17 protein-coding genes are annotated in these 18313 nt (G+C 64.3%); 4 read left to right on the top strand and 13 right to left on the bottom strand.

The features are described from left to right. Positions 1-77 precede the first annotated feature (77 nt). Positions 78-818 carry an ATP-binding cassette domain-containing protein gene (locus B0G71_RS09300; protein ID WP_116141182.1) on the top strand — a complete coding sequence of 247 codons (741 nt, stop codon included), beginning with the start codon at positions 78-80 and terminating at the stop codon, positions 816-818. Further along, positions 815-1621 (top strand): ABC transporter permease, encoded by an 807-nt coding sequence (locus tag B0G71_RS09295; RefSeq protein WP_116141180.1) that lies wholly within the window; start codon positions 815-817, stop codon positions 1619-1621. The genes B0G71_RS09300 and B0G71_RS09295 overlap by 4 nt, the downstream gene beginning before the upstream one ends. Positions 1622-1664: 43 nt before the next feature. Here B0G71_RS09295 and B0G71_RS09290 read toward each other — a convergent pair whose 3' ends face one another. Next, on the bottom strand, positions 1665-2222 hold the full coding sequence (locus tag B0G71_RS09290; RefSeq protein WP_116116868.1) for a DUF6013 family protein: 558 nt from the start codon (positions 2220-2222) through the stop codon (positions 1665-1667). A gap of 353 nt (positions 2223-2575) precedes the next feature. Then, the gene (locus B0G71_RS09285; protein ID WP_116141178.1) at positions 2576-3598 is read right to left on the bottom strand and encodes a zinc-binding alcohol dehydrogenase family protein; all 1023 of its coding nucleotides are present in this window, start codon (positions 3596-3598) and stop codon (positions 2576-2578) included. Between the two features lie 163 nt (positions 3599-3761). On the opposite strand from B0G71_RS09285, the gene B0G71_RS09280 reads away from it, so the two are divergent. Next, positions 3762-4724, top strand: coding sequence for a LysR family transcriptional regulator (locus tag B0G71_RS09280; protein ID WP_116141176.1), 963 nt, complete (start codon positions 3762-3764; stop codon positions 4722-4724). A 39-nt stretch (positions 4725-4763) separates the two neighbouring features. Here B0G71_RS09280 and B0G71_RS09275 read toward each other — a convergent pair whose 3' ends face one another. The 4 genes from B0G71_RS09275 to B0G71_RS09260 all read right to left on the bottom strand — a co-directional run bounded on the left by B0G71_RS09275 (position 4764) and on the right by B0G71_RS09260 (position 10549). Further along, positions 4764-5069, bottom strand: a complete 306-nt coding sequence (locus B0G71_RS09275; protein ID WP_116141174.1) for a hypothetical protein — start codon at positions 5067-5069, stop codon at positions 4764-4766. 40 nt (positions 5070-5109) lie between these two features. Continuing rightward, on the bottom strand, positions 5110-8109 hold the full coding sequence (gene ligD / locus B0G71_RS09270; protein WP_116141172.1) for a DNA ligase D: 3000 nt from the start codon (positions 8107-8109) through the stop codon (positions 5110-5112). Between the two features lie 43 nt (positions 8110-8152). Then, the gene (locus B0G71_RS09265) at positions 8153-9163 is read right to left on the bottom strand and encodes a Ku protein (protein ID WP_116141170.1); all 1011 of its coding nucleotides are present in this window, start codon (positions 9161-9163) and stop codon (positions 8153-8155) included. A gap of 132 nt (positions 9164-9295) precedes the next feature. Beyond that, positions 9296-10549, bottom strand: a complete 1254-nt coding sequence (locus B0G71_RS09260; protein WP_116141168.1) for a cytochrome P450 — start codon at positions 10547-10549, stop codon at positions 9296-9298. Between the two features lie 428 nt (positions 10550-10977). On the opposite strand from B0G71_RS09260, the gene serB reads away from it, so the two are divergent. Then, positions 10978-11817 (top strand): phosphoserine phosphatase SerB, encoded by an 840-nt coding sequence (gene serB, locus B0G71_RS09255; protein WP_116141166.1) that lies wholly within the window; start codon positions 10978-10980, stop codon positions 11815-11817. A gap of 52 nt (positions 11818-11869) precedes the next feature. On the opposite strand, the gene B0G71_RS41930 is transcribed toward serB, so the two are convergent. The 7 genes from B0G71_RS41930 to rimO all read right to left on the bottom strand — a co-directional run bounded on the left by B0G71_RS41930 (position 11870) and on the right by rimO (position 18287). Then, on the bottom strand, positions 11870-12001 hold the full coding sequence (locus tag B0G71_RS41930) for a hypothetical protein (protein WP_258193421.1): 132 nt from the start codon (positions 11999-12001) through the stop codon (positions 11870-11872). Between the two features lie 50 nt (positions 12002-12051). Next, positions 12052-12501, bottom strand: coding sequence for a hypothetical protein (locus B0G71_RS09250; protein WP_116141164.1), 450 nt, complete (start codon positions 12499-12501; stop codon positions 12052-12054). 178 nt (positions 12502-12679) lie between these two features. Next, positions 12680-13864, bottom strand: coding sequence for a cystathionine beta-lyase (locus tag B0G71_RS09245; RefSeq protein WP_116141162.1), 1185 nt, complete (start codon positions 13862-13864; stop codon positions 12680-12682). Between the two features lie 140 nt (positions 13865-14004). Beyond that, positions 14005-14655, bottom strand: a complete 651-nt coding sequence (locus B0G71_RS09240; RefSeq protein WP_116141160.1) for a hypothetical protein — start codon at positions 14653-14655, stop codon at positions 14005-14007. Between the two features lie 40 nt (positions 14656-14695). Further along, positions 14696-15880 (bottom strand): beta-ketothiolase BktB, encoded by a 1185-nt coding sequence (gene bktB, locus B0G71_RS09235; RefSeq protein WP_116141158.1) that lies wholly within the window; start codon positions 15878-15880, stop codon positions 14696-14698. A gap of 67 nt (positions 15881-15947) precedes the next feature. Beyond that, entirely contained in the window at positions 15948-16898 is a 951-nt protein-coding gene (locus B0G71_RS09230; RefSeq protein WP_116141156.1) for a sugar kinase, read from the bottom strand. 3 nt (positions 16899-16901) lie between these two features. Beyond that, the gene (gene rimO, locus B0G71_RS09225) at positions 16902-18287 is read right to left on the bottom strand and encodes a 30S ribosomal protein S12 methylthiotransferase RimO (RefSeq protein WP_116116855.1); all 1386 of its coding nucleotides are present in this window, start codon (positions 18285-18287) and stop codon (positions 16902-16904) included. Between the last annotated feature and the right edge of the window lie 26 nt (positions 18288-18313).

The following is an 18313-nucleotide window of genomic DNA, read 5'->3' as shown; positions in this document are numbered from 1 at the left end:
CATGTCGAGCGCAGTTGCACCCACACACACGTTGCAGCGAGCCTCGACCTTACGCATCCCCCATTACAGATTCACACATGACCGATGTTCCATTAGTCCTCGCCGAAGGCATCGTCCGACGCGATGCCGTGCGCGGCCAGACCTTGCTGCAGGCGACCACCTTCGCTTTACAGGGCGGCGACCGTGTCGCGATCACCGGACCGTCCGGCTCGGGCAAGAGCGTGTTCCTGCGCGCCCTCGCGCTGCTCGATCCGCTCGATGCGGGACGCGTGATGTGGCATGGCGCGCCGGTGGAACGCGCCGCCATTCCGCGCTACCGGCGCAACGTCGCGTATATCCGGCAGCGGCCCGCGCTGCTCGACGGCAGCGTCGAAGACAATCTGCGCTACCCGTTCGAGTTGCTCACGTATCGCGACGTGCGCTTCGATCGCGCGCGCGCGGCGAGCCTCGCCGCTCAGGCCGGCCGCGGCGACGACTTTCTCGACAAGCGCGCAAGCGAGTTGTCCGGAGGCGAGGCGCAGATCGCCGCGCTGATTCGCGTGCTGCAACTCGCGCCCGAGGTTCTGTTGCTCGACGAGCCGACTGCCTCGCTCGACCCGGAGTCGTCGCATGCGATCGAAGGACTCGTGCACGCATGGTTCGACGCCGATCCCGCCCGTCATGCGTCGATCTGGGTGTCCCACGATCCGGCGCAAGCCACGCGCATGAGCGCGCGGCATCTGACGATGCGCGCCGGCGTGCTCGACGAAACCGCACGGACCGACGCAAGGCCCGAGATACCGCCCGCGCATCAGTACCACGAGGAGTCTGGCGAATGACACTGCAAAACCTGAGTCTGTGGGATGTCGCGATCGCCGCGCTGCTGATCGTCGTCAACGGTGCCGTCTCGGTGGCGCTCAAGCTTGATCTCGAACGCAAGCTCGCCTGGGCCGCCGTTCGCACCGTCGTGCAGTTGCTGGCGATCGGCTACGTGCTCGGCTGGGTCTTCCAGTACGACCGCTGGTACGTGGTGTTGCCGCTGATGATCGTGATGACGCTGATCGCCGGCTTCGCGGGCGCGCAGCGCGGCAACCGCACGTATCGCGGACAACGCGCGGACAGCGTGCTGTCGATCTGGGTCAGCTCGTGGCTGGTGGCCGCAGTCGGGCTGTTCGTCGTGATTCGCATTCACCCGTGGTACGAGCCGCAATATGCGATTCCGATTCTCGGCATGATCCTCGGCAATACGCTGACCGGCGTGTCGCTCGGCATCGAACGCATGACAGAGGAATTGACCGCGCGACGCGATCGCGTCGACATGGCGCTCGCGCTCGGCGCGACGCGTTGGGAAGCGGCACAGGCGCCTGCGCGCCAGGCGGTGCGGGCGGGCATGATGCCGACGCTCAATCAGATGGCCGTGGTCGGCGTGGTGAGCCTGCCCGGCATGATGACCGGCCAGGTGCTGGCCGGGCAATCGCCGTTGCAGGCGGTGCGCTATCAGATCGTGATCATGTTCCTGATCGCCGCGTCGTCAACGCTGGGGACCGTGGGCGCGGTGCTGCTCACCTACCGGCGGCTCTTTTCCGCCGAGCACCGGTTTCTGTCGGCGCGGCTCGTGGAGCGGACCGCGGCGCGGCGGTAAGCCGCGTTCCGGCCCACCGCTGTGCTGCCGTCACGCGCCGGACTCAACGCTTCGCGCTGATCGCGACTTCCGTGCCGTCGCTGAGCGTGAGCGTTTTCGTGCTGCCGTTCACCGGCATCGTGAAGCGCACGATCTGGCTGACGCTTACGTCGTTCGGACACTTGAGCGTTTTGCCGCCGCTCGTGACGGTTTTCACGCCCTTCGGCGTCTGCGCCTGGAAGCTCAGTTGTACGGTCGCCGTGCCGTCGCCGGCGACCACCGGCGCGAAACGGATCTGTGTCTGCCGAATCATCGCGCCATTGGTGTCGGTCGGTAGCGACGCATAGTTCGGGCACGCATCCGTCGCGGGAACCGGTCCGCCAGGCGGCACCGTCTTCCATGTGAAGTCGTCCGATTCGCCGGAGCGGATCGTGCGGGTTTCCTGCGAATTGCCGAACTGTTTCGACGTGACGCGCACCGTGTAGCGGATAGGACCGTCGAGGGCGGACTGGGACGTGACCGTGATCGGCGTGGCCGCGCGAGCCACCGGCACAAACATGCCGGGCGCCAGCGCGCATGCGAGAGAAGCGACAACTGAAACGGCGGAGAGTCTGAAGCTCATACTGTCACCTCGTTGTTGTGCCGCTGCGCGCCCGCTTCAGCGCTACTGCTCGCGCACCGCCTGGCTCAATGATGCCGGGCCGCGAGACACGCAACTGTTTTAGCATGCTGCCCTGCCAGTCTAACGCCAAGCGGCGCTGCGCGCGCTGCCTGCGAATCGGGTGTTAACCCGCTTGCGGCGACGCGTTTTCTGCGCGTATCGCGGCTTTGGCGCACGACAGCGCAGGTCGCGCCGCACTGCCGCAGATCGACACACCGGATCACAGTTTGATGTGCATCAAATGAACACGGCCGGCGCGCATTGCTGCGACGCCGGCCGTTTTTTCGCTTCAGCCCGCTACGGCGAAACGCTATTTACGCGTCGAAACCCGTCAACACCAGTTTGCCGATCGCGCGCCCTTCTTCCAGCAGTTGATGCGCGCGGCGCAGATTCGCGGCGTTGATCGTGCCGAGGCTCTGGCCGACTGTCGTGCGCAGCGTGCCCGCATCGACGAGACGCGCGACTTCCGTCAACAGCTTGTGCTGCTCGATCATGTCCGGCGTGCCGAACATGGAGCGCGTGAACATGAACTCCCAGTGAAAGGCGGCGCTCTTGGCCTTCAGCAGTTCGACCGGCACGGGCTGGCCGTTTTCCACGATCGTGCAGATGCTGCCTTGCGGCTTGACGACTTCCGCCGCGGCCGGGAAATTCTTGTCGGTGTCGTTGAACATCAACACGTAATCGACCTGGTCGATGCCGAGCTTTTTCAATTGCGCGGGCACGTCGCCGAAATGATCGACGATGTGATCCGCGCCCAGTTCCGTGGCCCATTTCGCCGATTCGGGCCGCGACGCGGTTGCGATCACCTTCAGCTTCGCGAGTTGCTTCGCCAGTTGGATGCCGACCGAGCCGACCCCGCCCGCGCCGCCGAAAATCAGCACGGTGCGGCCATCGTCCGCGCCTTGCGGCGACACGCCCAGGCGGTCGAACAACGCTTCCCAGGCGGTGATCGCGGTCAGAGGCAACGCGGCCGCGTGAGTGAAATCGAGCGACGCCGGCTTGCGCCCGACGATCCGTTCATCGACCAGATGGAACTCGCTGTTGGCGCCCGGCCGCGTAATGCTGCCCGCATAGAACACCGGATCGCCGACCTTGAACAGCGTAACGTCCGGGCCGACCGCGGCCACGGTGCCGGCGGCATCCCAGCCGAGGATGCGCGGCGTCTCTTCGAGCTTGTCTTTCGGTGCACGCACTTTGGCGTCCACCGGATTGACGGAAATCGCCTCGACCTTGACCAGCAGATCGCGACCGGTGGCTTCGGGTTTCGGGATCTCGACATCGACCAGGGCTTCCGCTTGATCGATCGGCAAATAGCGATAGAGACCGACGGCTTTCATACATGCTCCTGTGGGTTCAAATCAGAGTGAAAGGATCGCCATCTTTGCGACAGCCCGGTGGTGCCGGTTGCGCGTCGGCGATTCCATTGGCGTCATCCTACGGCGGCCCTTATTCGTTTAAAACCGTCATAATGACTGAAACATTTTTTGGAATTTCAGAAGAATGAACTCGCCTCTTGTTCAGGTTGCGTCCGAGCGCACGCCGCCGGGCGACCGGGAGCGGCTCGATCTGCTCGACGTCGCCCTGTTCGTGCGCGCCGCGTTGCTGGCCAACGTGTCGGCGGCCGGACGCGAGTTCGGTTTGTCCGCGGCGGTGGCCAGTTCCCGCATCGCGCAGCTCGAAAAGCTGCTCGGCGCGCGTTTGCTGCACCGGACCACTCGCCGCATCAGCCTCACGCAGGACGGTGAAGTCTTCATGACGCGCGCCGAAGCCCTGCTCGACGCGGCCGCCGCCGCGCGCGCCTCGGTGGGCCGGGCGCAGGCCGAGCCGCAGGGCCGTCTGCGCGTCTCGATGCCGTCTTCGTTCGGACGGCAGCACGTGTCGCCGGTAGTCAGCGAATTTCTGCGCCGCTATCCCGGCGTGAGCGTCGATTTGCGGCTCACCGATCAACTGGTCGATCTCGTCGATGCGGGTATCGACGTGGCGATCCGCGTCGGCGCGCTGAAGGATTCGTCGCTGGTGGCGCGGCGCCTCGCGGTGAACCGGCGGGTGCTGTGCGCCGCGCCCGCTTACCTTGCTGCGCGCGGTACGCCGCATCATCCTTCGGACCTCGCGGAGCACGAGTGCATGATTCTGTCGGACCAGCGCGACTGGTCCTTCGTGACGCCGGCCGGCCCGCTCACGGTGCGCGTGAGCGGGCGCCTCGTCACGGACAACGGCGAAGTGATCCGCGACGCCCTGCTCGCTGGATTCGGCATCGCGCTCAAATCGACGTGGGACGTCGCGCCGTATTTGCGCAGCGGCGAACTGGTCAGCGTACTGGACAGCTATCCGCTCGCCGACAGCGTGGCGATCTGGGCCGTGTACCCAAGCCGTTCGTTCGTGCCACCGAAGACGCTCGCCTTCATCGAATTTGTGGCGGCCCATTTCGGCGATCCGCCTTACTGGGACAGAGAGCCGGTTTAAGACCGATGCGCCGGCGACGGCGCTCGAATCGACGCATGGTCAGTGCTTGTTGCCGCGTGCGCCGCCGGTTCCTTTGTCATCGGAGTTGACGTCGGTGTGCGCATCGTTCTGCGTTTGCTGCTGGTACTCGCCGCCGCCGCGGCGGTCGGTATCTTTCAGGCCGCGTTCGAGGTCGCGATGCGCCTGCTTGCCGACATGGCGCGGGCCATCCTCGTGCTGCGACTCCGGATTCTGATCGGCTTCATGAGGCAGAGGCGCGGCGGCTTCCTGCATCGATTGGGGCTGCTTTTTTGCGTGCGGGTCCGCCTGCTTGTCGCCGTCGGACGATTGCGGTGAAGTCTTCATAGTCTTGCTCCTTGTCGTTCTGAATCGGGTCCGGCCGAGTTTATTGCGCATCGACCAGACGTTTTTTCATGGCTGCGGTGATGCGCTGACGCGTCTTCGCATAGTCCGCCCACGGGTCGCTCTTGAGATCGGCGAGGCGCTCGTGCAGATTCTCGGTGGTCCATTGGTCGCCGCCCGTGGTGCCGGCGACCTCGTCCCACGCGAGCGGCACCGAGACACCGAGGCCCGGACGCGCCCGCGCGGAGAATGCGGCGACCGTGCTGGAACCGCGGTTGTTGCGCAGATAGTCGACGAAGATTTTCTGCTTGCGGTTCTGCGCGCCCATCTTTGCGCTGAAATACTTCGGCAGCGTTGCCGCCATGTGCTGCGCGACGGCTTGCGAGAAGTCCTTTACTTCGTCCCAGCCGGCCTGTTTCGCGAGCGGCACGACTACATGCAGGCCCTTGCCGCCGCTCGTCTTGCAGAAGGATGTGAGACCGAGTTCCTCGAGCAGCGAACGCGTGAGTTGCGCGGCTTCGATCATGCGTTCCCAACCCAGGGATGCATCGGGGTCGAGGTCGAACACCACGCGGTCGGGCTTTTCGATATTCGACACGACGGCATTCCACGTGTGAAATTCGACGGTGCCCATTTGCGCGGCGCCGACCAGCGCTTTGATGGTATCGACGGTGATCAGCGGCGGATGCCCGGGATCGAGGTCCGGATGCTGCGTGACATTCGGAATCGACAGCTTCTGGCTGTGCTTCTGAAAAAACAGCTCGCCGCCGATGTCCTCGGGCGCACGCACCAGCGACACCGGACGGTCTTTCAGATGCGGCAGCATCCATTCGGCGACGGATTCGTAGTACTGCACGAGATCGATCTTGCGCGCGCCGCTGCTTTTGTCGATGACGCGGTCGGGATGTGAGATGCGGACGCCGGCGACTTCGGCGGGCGGCGCAGCGGTGTTTGTTTTTGCGGGTGCGGGTTTGGTGGCTTTGGTTTTCGTGGTCGCGGTTTTCGTTGCAGCGGATTTCGTTGCGGCGGTTTTTGCGGCACTGACCTTTGCGCCGGCTTTCTCTGCGTCGCGGTTTTTTACGCTGGCCTCATTCGCGTCCGCCGTTTTCGCGTCGGCCTTCGATTTCGCCGCGCCCGTTTGCTTTTCACCGGAGGCGGCCATCGTGCCGGCGGAAGTTTCCCGCGCCGCACGTTTCTTCGGCGCGTTGTCGGAGATGGAATCGGTTTGCTGTTGCACGTCGGCTCCCTGGCGAGGTGTTTCCTTGACGATCTGGCGCGCCGGCTTGTCGTTGCGCAGACTCACGAACGACGCCTGACGCACGATGCCGTCGCTGGTCCATTCCGCGAAATTGCATTCGGCTACGAGCACCGGTTCGACCCAATGCACCGGCGTGCGGCTGCGCTCGCGCGGCGCGGCCGCAAACGGCATGCGCTGGGTCGCGTGCGCGTCGAGTTCCTTCTTGACCGAGCGCAGCAACGCCGCATCGAAGCCGGTGCCCACACGCCCCGCGTAATTCAATTTGCCTTTGCTATCGTAGACGCCGAGCAGCAGCGCGCCGAACGCCGCGCGGCTGCCGGACGGTTCCGAATAGCCGCCAATCACAAACTCCTGGCGCCGGCGGCACTTCAACTTGATCCACGTCGACGAACGTCCCGACAGATAGCCGCTGTCGCGCCGCTTGCCGATGATGCCCTCCAGCGCCATATCGCACGCGCTTCTGAGCAGGTCTTCCGCGCTGAAGTCGAAATTGTTCGAGAAACGCAGCACGCTGTCGTCGACGTCTTCCAGCAAGGCGCGCAGAATCGCGCGGCGTTGTTCGAGCGGCACGCCGCGCAAGTCGTAGCCGTTCAGGAACGGTATATCGAACAGGTAGACGATGATGTCTTGCGGACGGTTCGCATCGAACGCGTTCTGCAGCGCCTGAAAATTCGGTACGCCGTTCTGGTCGAGCACCACGGCTTCGCCGTCGAGCCACGCGCTTTCGATGCCGAGTTGTTCGAACGCCTTGACCTGTTTGCTGAACTTCGCGGTCCAGTCGTTGCCGGCGCGCGTGAACACCTTGACGCCGCCCGCCTTCGCGTCGCGATCGATTCGGGCCAGCACACGGTAGCCGTCGAACTTGATTTCATACGACCATTCGTCGCCGGGCGGCGCGGCATCGACGAGCGTCGCCAGTTGCGGCTTGAAGGTCGCGGGCAAGCGGGCTTTCACGGCGCCCTCGATCGAGGGCGCGGCGGCGAGTTCCCGCAACGACTGTGCGTTGCGCGTCGCTACGATATCCGGTCGCCGGGGATCGGCGTTGGATGAAGCGGCTTTCGCGCCGGTCTTGCCGGTTCGTTTTGCGGATGACGTCGTATCAGAAACGGCCGCAGTGGCTGCCGCAGTTTTGCGTGTGCCCCTGGTTGCCGCTGTTTTCGTCGTTTGCTTTCCGCCTTTGCCCGACGGAGCGCTGCCGCTGAGCACGCTGCCCGGACGCTTCTTCAGGATGTCGTAGTCGCTCTCATCGCGCGCTTCGTCGTCGCGTTCCTTGATCAGCAGCCATTGCTCCTTGTCGCCACTACCGCGCATATGGCTGCGCACCAGGGTCCAGCCGCCTCGCAGTTTCTCGCCGTGCAAATGGAATTTGAGTTTGCCGGCCGCGTAGGAACGCGCCGCTTCCGCCGCGCCGCCGACCGGTTCCCACGTGCCGCGATCCCACACGATCACGCTGCCAGCACCGTAGTTGCCCGGCGGGATTTCGCCTTCAAATGAACCGTATTCGACCGGATGATCCTCCACATGCACTGCCAGCCTTTTCACCGACGGATCGAGGCTCGGCCCTTTCGGCACCGCCCACGACAGGAGCGTGCCGTTCAGTTCGAGCCGGAAGTCGTAGTGCAAGCGCCGTGCGTCGTGCTCCTGAATCACGTATGAGAGCGCCTCACCGGCTGCCTGGCCGGTCGTTTTCCGGCCGCCTGGTTTGCGCTTTGCGCGCGTGCCCGCCGGCTCCGGCGTGTCGTCGAAGCGGCGCTTGCGGTTGTAGAGATCGAGTCTGTCGTTCATGGCGATGACGTCGTCGTGAGTGGCTCAGGCGCGATGCCGACGATCAGGCCGCCGCGCGACGTTTGCGGGCCGCCGGCGTCGATGAGGTTTTGGTGCTCGCGCGGCCGCTGGTGCCACCGGCGCGCGTTGTTGTTTTACTCGCCGAGCGAGTCGTGCGCGGTTTCTTGCGGGCCGGCGTCTCGGCGTCCGCATCCGCATCGGCCTCGTCGCCGTCGTCGTCCGCGGCGCGCTTGCGGCCGCCCGCCGCCGGCTTGCTCTTGCCACGCCCCAAGCTACGCTTGAGCAGATCCGATAGATCGAGGATGTCGGCGGATTGACGCGACTCGTGCGGCGCTTCGACTTCGGTGATTTCCTCGGTCTTGCCAGCGCGAATCTTGCGATCGACCAGCGCCATGATGTCGTCGCGGAAGGTGTCGTGATACTGCGACGGATCCCACTTGTCACTCATGTCGTCGATCAGCTTCTTCGCCATATCGAGTTCGCGCGCGGACACACCCGCCGCCTTCACGCCATCGGCCGGTAGCTTGAATTCATCGAAATCGCGAACCTCTGCGGCCCAGCGCAGCGTGTTCAGAGCCAGCACCGGACCCACAGGAATCAGCGCCGCCAGATGCTGCTTGTTGTGCAGCACCACGCTCGCCACGCCGATCTTGCCGGACGCCTTCATGGCTTCGCGCAGCAGCGCGTAGACCTTTTCGCCCTTGCGGTCGGGCGTGAGGAAATAAGGTGTGTCGAGATAGAGAAACGAGATATCGGGGGCGTCGACAAACGCCAGAATATCGACCGTTTGCGTCGACTCGGGGTTCGCCGAGCGGATCTCGTCGTCGGAGAGCACGACGTACTTGTCCTTCTCGTACTCGAAGCCGCGCACGATGTTATCGCGCGTCACATCCTTGCCGGTGCGCTTGTTGATCTGCTTGTAGCCGATCGGATCGATCGTGCGCTTATCCAGCAGATTGAAGCCGACTTTCTCGGACTGCGTCGCCGGATATAACTGCACCGGCACGTGAACGAGGCCGAAGCTGATTGCGCCTTTCCAGATCATGTGTGCCATCGTGCGTTCCCCTAGGCCTAAGACCTGACACGAAGCAGCAAGCGTGCCACGGCTTTACGGGCAGAGCCGGCGCGCGGCGCGGTACGACGGGCGCCGGCACAGGCTGTAAGTCTTGCGTCAGCACGGCAAAAGCTACGCCGTGCGGCTGGCGGCCGGTACAAGTTCCAGCGGCACTTCAGCGAAGCCGCGAAAGCGGACGCGACCGCCGCGCGTCGGCTCGCCATCGAGGCGATAGTCGGGAAAGCGCTGCACGAAGCGGCCGATCGCGATGCGCGCCTCGAGCCGCGCGAGCGACAACCCGGCGCACTGATGGATGCCGAAGCCGAACGCCAGATGCCGGTTCGGATCGCGGCGAATGTCGAAGCGGTCCGGATCCGAGAACTGCTCCGGGTCGCGATTGGCCGCGCCGATGCACAGCGTGACCGGCGTGCCGCGCGCGACCGCGACGCCGTCGATCTCCGTGTCGACGGTCGCCATGCGGTTGCCGAGCTGATTCGAACTCTCGAAGCGCAGACACTCCTCCACCGCGGATTCGATCAGCGACGGCTCGTGCAGCAGCGCCGCGCGCTGCTCGGGCCACTGCGCCAACGTGACGAGGCCGTTGCCGATCAGATTGGTGGTCGTCTCATGGCCGGCGTTCAGAATGAAAATGCAGTTCTGCAGCAACTCCGCTTCCGATAGCTGCTCGCCGCCCTCCTCGCCCTGAATCAGACGCGTCAGCACGTCATGCTGCGGGTCGCCGGGCGCGCGCCGGCGCCGCGCGACCAGATCGCGCAGATAGCCGACGAATTCGTCCACCGCGCGATTGCCGCGTTCGAACTGCGCTTCGGTCAGCGACGGCTCGAGCGCGCCGAGAATTGCGAGCGACCAGTCACGCAACGGCTCGCGCTCCGCGTGCGGCACATCCAGCAGATTGCCGATGATCTCGACCGGAATCGCCGACGCGAACTCGCCGATGAGATCGATCCGGCCGCGTGCGGCGGCGGCATCGAGCAAGCCGTCTACGAGGCGTACCAGCCCGGGTTCCATCGCCGCGATGGCGCGCGCCGTCAGCGCTCCGGCGATCAGCTTGCGCACGCGCGTGTGGCGCGGCGGGTCGTTGAAGACCAGACTCGTGGTGTGATGCGCATAGAGCGGCGAGTCGCCGTACTTCGGCTTGAATTCGACGGTCTTGTCGGAACTGAAGGTTTTCGCGTCGCGATAGACGGCCTGCACGTCGCGAAACCGTGTCAGAAATAGCGAGCCGTCCGGCATGCGCTTGACCGGCTCGTGAGCGCGCAATGCGTGATAGACCGGATAGGGATCGGCGTGGAAAGCGCGATCGAGGTGGCGCAAGTCGAAGTCGCGCGCAAGAGTGGATGCGTCGCTGGCGATCGCCGGGGGCATGCGTGTCTCCGTAGTGGTGCGCCTCGTCATGGATGCCGGTGCGTTCAAGTGGCGGACGTTGCACGCCGCGAAGAGGCGGATGCGACGGTCGGTGCGCGCAGCGGCTGCGGGGCGTCGTTCGATGCGCCAGTATGAACTGGGCGCCGCAGGATTGCACGGTGTGCTGCGAGATGAAGCGTGGCGTGGCGTTTCCTGCGGATGCCAAAAGTGCCGTGCACTGCGAGGCCTGGCGGTCCGCTACCGATTGCCGAAGGCGTGGTGCGATGCGAGAGGCGGCGCGGCGTTCCCCGCGGATTGCCAAAGGCGCGCGGCTGTCCCGCTCTCCGAGCGGATCGCCAGCGGCAACGCCAACCGGCGAACCGTTACAATAGCGGGATTTTCCGCGCGCACCGCGCGCCGTCCTTTTCCGCGTTACTGCGTCGTCGTCCATGAACCTCGTCATTCAAAGCCCCGCGCCCCTTTCCGCCGACCATCACAAAGCACTCGTCGCGCTGGCGCGCGGTTCGCACGCCAGCGTCGTCGACGCGAACGCGATTCGCATTGCGGACGCCGACATCGCCCAGCGCGCCGACCTCGACGTCTATTGCGGCACCCATCAACTGGACTACGCGTTTGTCGAAGCTGGCCGCCAGTTGCGCGACTTCGGACTAGTTGCGATGGACATGGATTCGACGCTGATCACGATCGAATGTATCGATGAGATTGCGGACTTCTGCGGACTGAAAGCGGAAGTCGCCGCGATCACCGAAGCCGCGATGCGTGGCGAAATCAAGGACTTCAACGAAAGCTTGACACGCCGCGTGGCGCTGCTCGAAGGCCTCGACGCAAGCGCGCTGGAACGTGTGTACGAAGAGCGGCTGCAACTCTCGCCGGGCGCCGAGCGCATGCTGGCTGGCGCGAAGGCGGCCGGGTTGAAAACGCTGCTGGTGTCGGGCGGATTCAACTTCTTCACCGAGAAACTGAAGGCACGTCTGGGCCTTGATTTCACTCGCGCCAACACGCTTGAAATCGTGGATGGCAAACTGACCGGCAAGGTGGTTGGCGAGATTGTCAATGCCGATGTCAAAGCACGTACGCTGCGCGAAACATGCGCGCAACTGGGCATTGAAACGAGCCGAGCCATTGCCATGGGCGATGGCTCCAACGATCTGAAAATGATGGCCGAAGCCGGGCTCTCCGTTGCGTTCCGTGCGAAGCCGGTGGTGCGCGAAGCGGCTAGCGTGGCGTTCAACTATGTCGGATTGGATGGGTTGCTGCGGCTGTTCTGATGCCGGTTGGATGCGCTGGCCGATGCACTGTCGGCCAGCGCCGGCAATGATGTCATTTTTTCAGAACGTCTACTGCGATTAACGCCAGCATGCTGGCGAAATCGACGACACCGATGATCCCACACCACTTCAGAAAGCGCGCGTAGTTTTCCTCTACTGTCAGCCACATTGTCATTTTTTTCACGAATGCCTCCTTTGAGAAGACAAGTATAAATGCTGCACTATCTAAAAAATCTATCTCAGGTGCACATGTAGGAATGCCAATATAAAGGCAGCGCCGCAAGCGAAGAGGATTGACATAGCTATATCCATGCGCGAGAAAGCTCCATCAGCAAATGGTTTGTTTCGCGGCGACGCCTTAGCCCTGGTCCGTTCGTAATGCGTGTTGACCAGACCCGACATCACGAGGCTGGAACAGGTAAATGCCGCCACGCACAATCCGGCTGCGTAGTACGCCAGAACCGGCGCCTCCGCACTGCCGCGCGCCAGCGCAGTCACCACTTCATATAACGCCGACGCGCACAAGCCGATCGCACACCAGAACAGTTGGCCGTCTTTCACCGAGCCGGCAATCAAAGCCTTTGCGACGTGCCAGCCGTGCGCGGGCGCGACGAGCACTAGCGTAAAGATCGGGCCGATGATCGGCACGCCGAGATTCAGCAACACCCAGAAGAAAAGATTCATCGAAGCTCACCATAGTGCGGCAACCGTAAGTTGGGATGCGCACCATCGTAGCGTCGAGACCGCATGCCGAATATTCGGCCGAATGGTTAGGCTTACTGGCTATCTTGACAAGAAAAAAGCCCACCGGGAACATGTCCCGATGGGCCCGCTCTTCCTGCCGAAAAACGTCGTTGGGCGTTTAACCCAGCGTGGCCAGAGACTGCTCCATATCCGCACGCAAATCCGCCTCGGCTTCGAGGCCGATATAGAAGCGCACCAAGGTCCCGCTGTGCGGCCACTGCCCTGCCGTACGCATCGACGCGACGTCGTATGGCATCGCGAGACTGTGTGCGCCACCCCAACTCCAGCCGAGCGAGAACAGTTCGAGCGACTCGCAAAACGTATCAATTTGCGCCGCGCTGTAGCGGCCGTCGAACACAACGGAGAAAAGGCCGCCCGCGCCCGTGAAGTCGCGCTTGTAAAACTCATGCCCCGGACAGTCGGAGAGCGCCGGGTGCAACACCGCGGCAATTTCCGGCCGCGTCTTCAGCCATTTGGCCAGGCCGAGCGCCGAGCGGTCATGCTGCTCGAAGCGCAGTTGCATGGTCGGCAGGCTGCGCAGAATCAGCGAGCAGTCGTCCGACGAGACGCCAATGCCCATGCGCATGCGCGCCGCCTTCAGCTTCAGATGCAGTTCGCGATCGACGGTAATGGTCGCGCCCATCAGCACATCGCCGCCGCCCGATTGATATTTGGTGAGCGCCTGCACCGAGATGTCGACGCCGTGGTCGAACGGCCGAAAACCGAGCCCCGCCGACCACGTGTTGTCGATCGCGGTGACGACGTTGCGCGCGCGCGCCGCCGCGGTGATGGCGGGCACGTCGGCTACTTCCATGGTCACCGAGCCGGGCGCTTCGAGCCAGATCAGGCGCGTATTCGGCTGGATCAGCGCGGCGATTCCCGCGCCGATCATCGGATCGTAGTAGCGCACGGTGATGCCGAAATCGCGCGCCAGCCAGTCGCCGTGATCGCGATTCGGCGAATAGACGTTATCGGGAATCAGCACGTCGTCGCCGGCCTTGACGAGGCCGAAGTACACGTTCGAGATCGACGACAGCCCCGACGGCTGCAGCAACGCATGATTGCCGCCCTCGATGGTGGCGAGGCGCTGCGCCAGCGCGAGCGAAGTCGGCGTGGCATGCAGCCCGTAGCGCCATTGCGCATCGTTTTTCCAGTCAAGTGCGCGCATGGTCGCGAGATCGGGGAACACGACCGTCGACGCCCGCGTGACCGGCATCGAGAACGATTCGAAGCCCGGCGTGAGCTGGTCCTCGGCACGTACGATGCGGGTTTGCAGTTCGCGTTGGAGTTTGGATTGGGTCATGGTGAATTCTGGTGAGAAGCAGACGGAAACGGAGGGCGCGCGGTGTCAGGGCGCGCGCCGCCCACGCAAGAGTAGACGAGCCTGCGGGATTTCGCTCGCGACACAGCGCGCGAGCGGTCGGGCGCCACGCGGCTGTGGGTTCACTCGCCGGTTCGCAGGTTGCTGACGCCGCCCACGGCGTGGCCGCCGGCAGCAGCGGCGCTCGAAGCGGGCACCGTGGCGGCGCCAGCGGAAGGCTGCGCCGTAGCCTCGTTCGTCGCGGCCGCGGTCGCCGGTGCGCCCGGAGGCGGGACTGACTGCCCTGCCGCCAGCGGCTTGAGGTCGAACGGCTGCGGGTCGGAATCGTCGACGTTCATGCGCTCGCCCGCCACCGAGCCGTCCGCCGCGAACTTGCCGACCCAGTTGCCGGTGATATGCGTGCCGTCGTTCGATTCCTCGACTTCGAGCGTGTCGCCATCCCGGTCGCCCGCGATCAGGATCACCGCGCCGGTGTCGGTAAACTGATACTCGCCGTGCACGCCGGACGGGTCGTCGCTTTTCGGACCGAGCTTCAGCACGATCTGGTGTGAGCCCAGCATGCCGGCGTAGCGCGGGAACTTCGCGAATTCGGGGCTCGGCTTGAGTGGCAACTGGATCGGCGGAGGTGCCGCCAACGCCTTCACCGCGTCGCTCTCCGCCCACACCTGCGCGGGCAGCATCGTCGCCGCACCGGCATACAGCAATACGGCAGCGCTCGTCATCCACCAACCGCGCCGGCGCACCGCACCCTTCATCGCTTTCAATTCCCGCATCCTTCCTTTCCTTTGCTCGATACTACTTACGTGCCGCGCTTCAGATCCGCTCGAAGATCGCCGCGATGCCTTGCCCGCCGCCAATGCACATCGTAACGAGCGCATAACGCCCGCCAATCCGCTGCAGCTCGTACAGCGCCTTGACGGTGATGAGCGCACCGGTCGCACCGATCGGATGGCCGAGCGAAATGCCCGAGCCGTTCGGATTGACCTTGGCCGGATCGAAGCCCAGTTCCTTGCTGACCGCGCAGGCCTGAGCGGCGAACGCTTCGTTGGCCTCGATCACGTCGAGGTCGGCGACCGTCAGCCCGGCGCGCTCGAGCGCGCGGCGCGTGGCCGGCACCGGACCGATGCCCATGTACGCCGGATCGACGCCGGCATGCGCGTACGACACCAGCCGCGCCAGCGGCTTGATGCCGCGCTGTTCGGCGAGGCTGCGCTCCATCAGCACGACCGCCGCGGCGGCATCGTTAATGCCCGACGCATTGCCCGCCGTCACCGTACCGTTTTCTTTCGCGAACACCGGCTTCAGCTTGGAAAAATCTTCCGCCGACGCGTTCATGCGCGCGTGTTCGTCCGTGTCGAACACGACGTCGCCTTTCTTCGACGGAATCGTGATCGGCAGAATCTGCTGTTTGAAGTAGCCGCTCGTGATCGCGTTGGCCGCGCGGCGATGCGATTCGAGGGCAAGCGCGTCCTGCGCTTCGCGCGAGATGTCGTATTTGCGTGCGACGTTCTCGGCGGTCACGCCCATATGGATCGACTGGAACGGGTCGTTCAGCGCGCCGACCATCATGTCGACGAGGCGCGCGTCGCCCATGCGTTGACCGAAGCGCGCGGCCGGCATGGAGTAAGGCGCGCGGCTCATGTTTTCCGCCCCGCCGCCGATCGCGATGTCGGCGTCGCCGAGCAGCACGCTTTGCGCGGCCGACACGATAGCCTGCAGGCCGGAGCCGCACAGACGGTTCACCGTCAACGCCGGCGCATGTTGCGCAACGCCGCCATTGATTGCGGCCACACGCGCCAGGTACATGTCTTTCGGTTCGGTGTGCACGACATTGCCGAACACCACGTGGCCGACTTCGTCGCCCGACACGTTGGCGCGGGCCAGCACTTCGCGCACCACGCGTGCGCCGAGATCGGTCGGCGAAAAATCCTTCAGGCTGCCGCCGAAACCGCCGATTGCCGTACGCACACCGCTTACCACCACTACGTCCCGTTGCATCGCTCGCTCCTCTTTAGTCTCTCAAGATGATCTTGCCTCGGCGGGTGGCGCTCTGTAGCGCGCGTATTCAGCCCGCCAGAAGTTGTTCGACCGTCGCGCGCGAAGGAATCGGCGCGACGGCGCCGTAGCCTTGCGTGGACAGCGCAGCGGCCACGTTCGCGTAACGCGCCGCGGCAAACGGATCGTCGCCCGCGACTATACGCGCGATGAACGCGCCGCCGAAGCAGTCGCCCGCGCCGGTTGCGTCGACGGCATTGACGACGTGGCCCGGCACGACGCGCCGCTCGTTCGGCGTCGCGATATACGAGCCCTCTTTGCCGAGCTTCAGCGCAACCACGCTCGGGCCGTGCGACAGCAGGAAATCGACGATCTCGTCACGGCCGGTCAGGCCCATGAGGTCGGTGACGTCGTCCCAGCTCGGCAGGCAGATGTCGGTCTGACGGATCGCTTCGAGCATCACGGCGCGCGCCCGCGCGAGCGGCCACAGCTTCAGACGCAAATTGGTGTCGAAGCTTACGCGCACGCCGTTGGCGCGCGCATGCGCGATCGCTTCCAACGCTGCGTCGCACGCGCTAAGACTGATCGCGAGACTGATGCCCGACAGATGAATCACCCTGGCTGAGGCGATCGCGTCGAGCGGCAGATCGTGCGGCGCGTAGCGGCTTGCGGCCGAGCCGGCGCGCAGATAGTCGAACGCGTGGCCGTTCGGGCCGTGCGACACGAAATACACACCTGTGGACGCCTGCGGATCGACGCGCACCAGCGACGTGTCCACCTGCTCACGTTCCCACAGATCGACCAGTAAACGCCCAAAATGATCCGCGCCGACAGCCGACACGAAACCGGTCCGCGCGCCTTGCCGTGCAGCCGCGATACAGAAGTTCGACGTATCGCCGCCGAAGCCTTGCAGATAGTTGGGCTGGTCTTTGGCCGACTGGTTGAATTCGATCATCGCCTCGCCGAGCGCGAGGATTTCGGGACGCCCGGACTGCGGCATTGCGGTCGTGCTGGGCGTCATCGATTAAACCTCGCCCCACAGGTCGTGACCGTCAGCGCCGGTGATTTTCACCGACACGAAATCGCCAACTTTGTAGCGCTTCGACGCCTTGGCAGCCGGCGCGATATACACGACGCCGTCGATCTCCGGCGCGTCAGCCGCGGTGCGGCCGATGCCGCCGTCGGCATTGATTTCGTCGACCAGCACCTTCAGCGTCTTGCCGACCTTCTTCGCGATACGCTTTGCCGATACTTCCTCGGCGACTTCCATGAAACGCGCGCGGCGCTCTTCGCGCACTTCGTCAGGCAACGCGCCGTCGAGTTCGTTGGCCGTCGCGCCTTCGACCGGCGAATAGGCAAAGCAGCCGACGCGATCCAGTTCCGCCTCGCGGATAAAGTCGAGCAACGTCTGGAACTGCTCTTCGGTCTCCCCGGGGAAGCCGGCGATGAACGTGCTGCGAATGGTCAGATCCGGGCACATTTCGCGCCATTTCTTCACGCGCTCCATCACTTTCTCAGCGTTGGCCGGACGCTTCATGCGCTTCAACACTTCCGGATGCGCATGCTGGAACGGCACGTCGAGATACGGCAGCACGTGGCCCTTGTACGGACCTTCGGCCATCATCGGAATTACTTCGTCGACGCTCGGGTACGGATACACGTAGTGCAGACGCACCCACGCGCCGTATTGCGCGGCGAGTTCTCCGAGCGCGCCGACCAGGTCGGTCATGCGCGTCTTGATCGGTTTGCCGTTCCAGAAACCCGTGCGATATTTGACGTCGACGCCGTACGCGCTCGTGTCCTGCGAAATCACCAGCAGTTCCTTCACGCCCGACTTGAACAGATTTTCCGCTTCGAGCATCACGTCGGCGACGGGACGCGACACGAGGTCGCCGCGCATGGACGGGATGATGCAGAACGTGCAGCGGTGATTGCAGCCTTCGGAAATCTTCAGGTACGCGTAATGGCGCGGCGTGAGTTTTACGCCGGCGGCCGGCACCAGGTCAACGAACGGATCGTGCGGCTTCGGCAGATGGGTGTGCACGTGCTGCATCACTTCGCCGAGCGCGTGCGGGCCGGTCACGGCCAGCACCTTCGGATGCACTTCTTCGATCAGCCCCGAGCCGCTCGCGCTTTTCTTCGCGCCGAGACAGCCGGTCACGATCACCTTGCCATTTTCGTTGAGCGCCTCGCCGATCGCGTCGAGGCTTTCCTGCACCGCTTCGTCGATGAAGCCGCAGGTGTTGACGACCACGAGGTCCGCGCCGTCGTATGTGCCGGAAATTTCGTAACCTTCGGCGCGCAGTTGAGTGATGATCTGCTCGGAATCGACCAGGGCTTTCGGGCAGCCAAGGCTAACGAATCCGACCTTGGGCGTGGCAGTCGGGACAATCGTGGGTGTGGCAGACATGGGGGACCGCTTGAAGACGTTAAACC

It is taken from the genome of Paraburkholderia sp. BL27I4N3 (genome assembly GCF_003386115.1).
Classification (GTDB): Bacteria; Pseudomonadota; Gammaproteobacteria; order Burkholderiales; family Burkholderiaceae; genus Paraburkholderia.
Note: the sequence above shows the minus strand (reverse complement) of the source record. Positions and strands in the feature narration are given on the sequence as shown.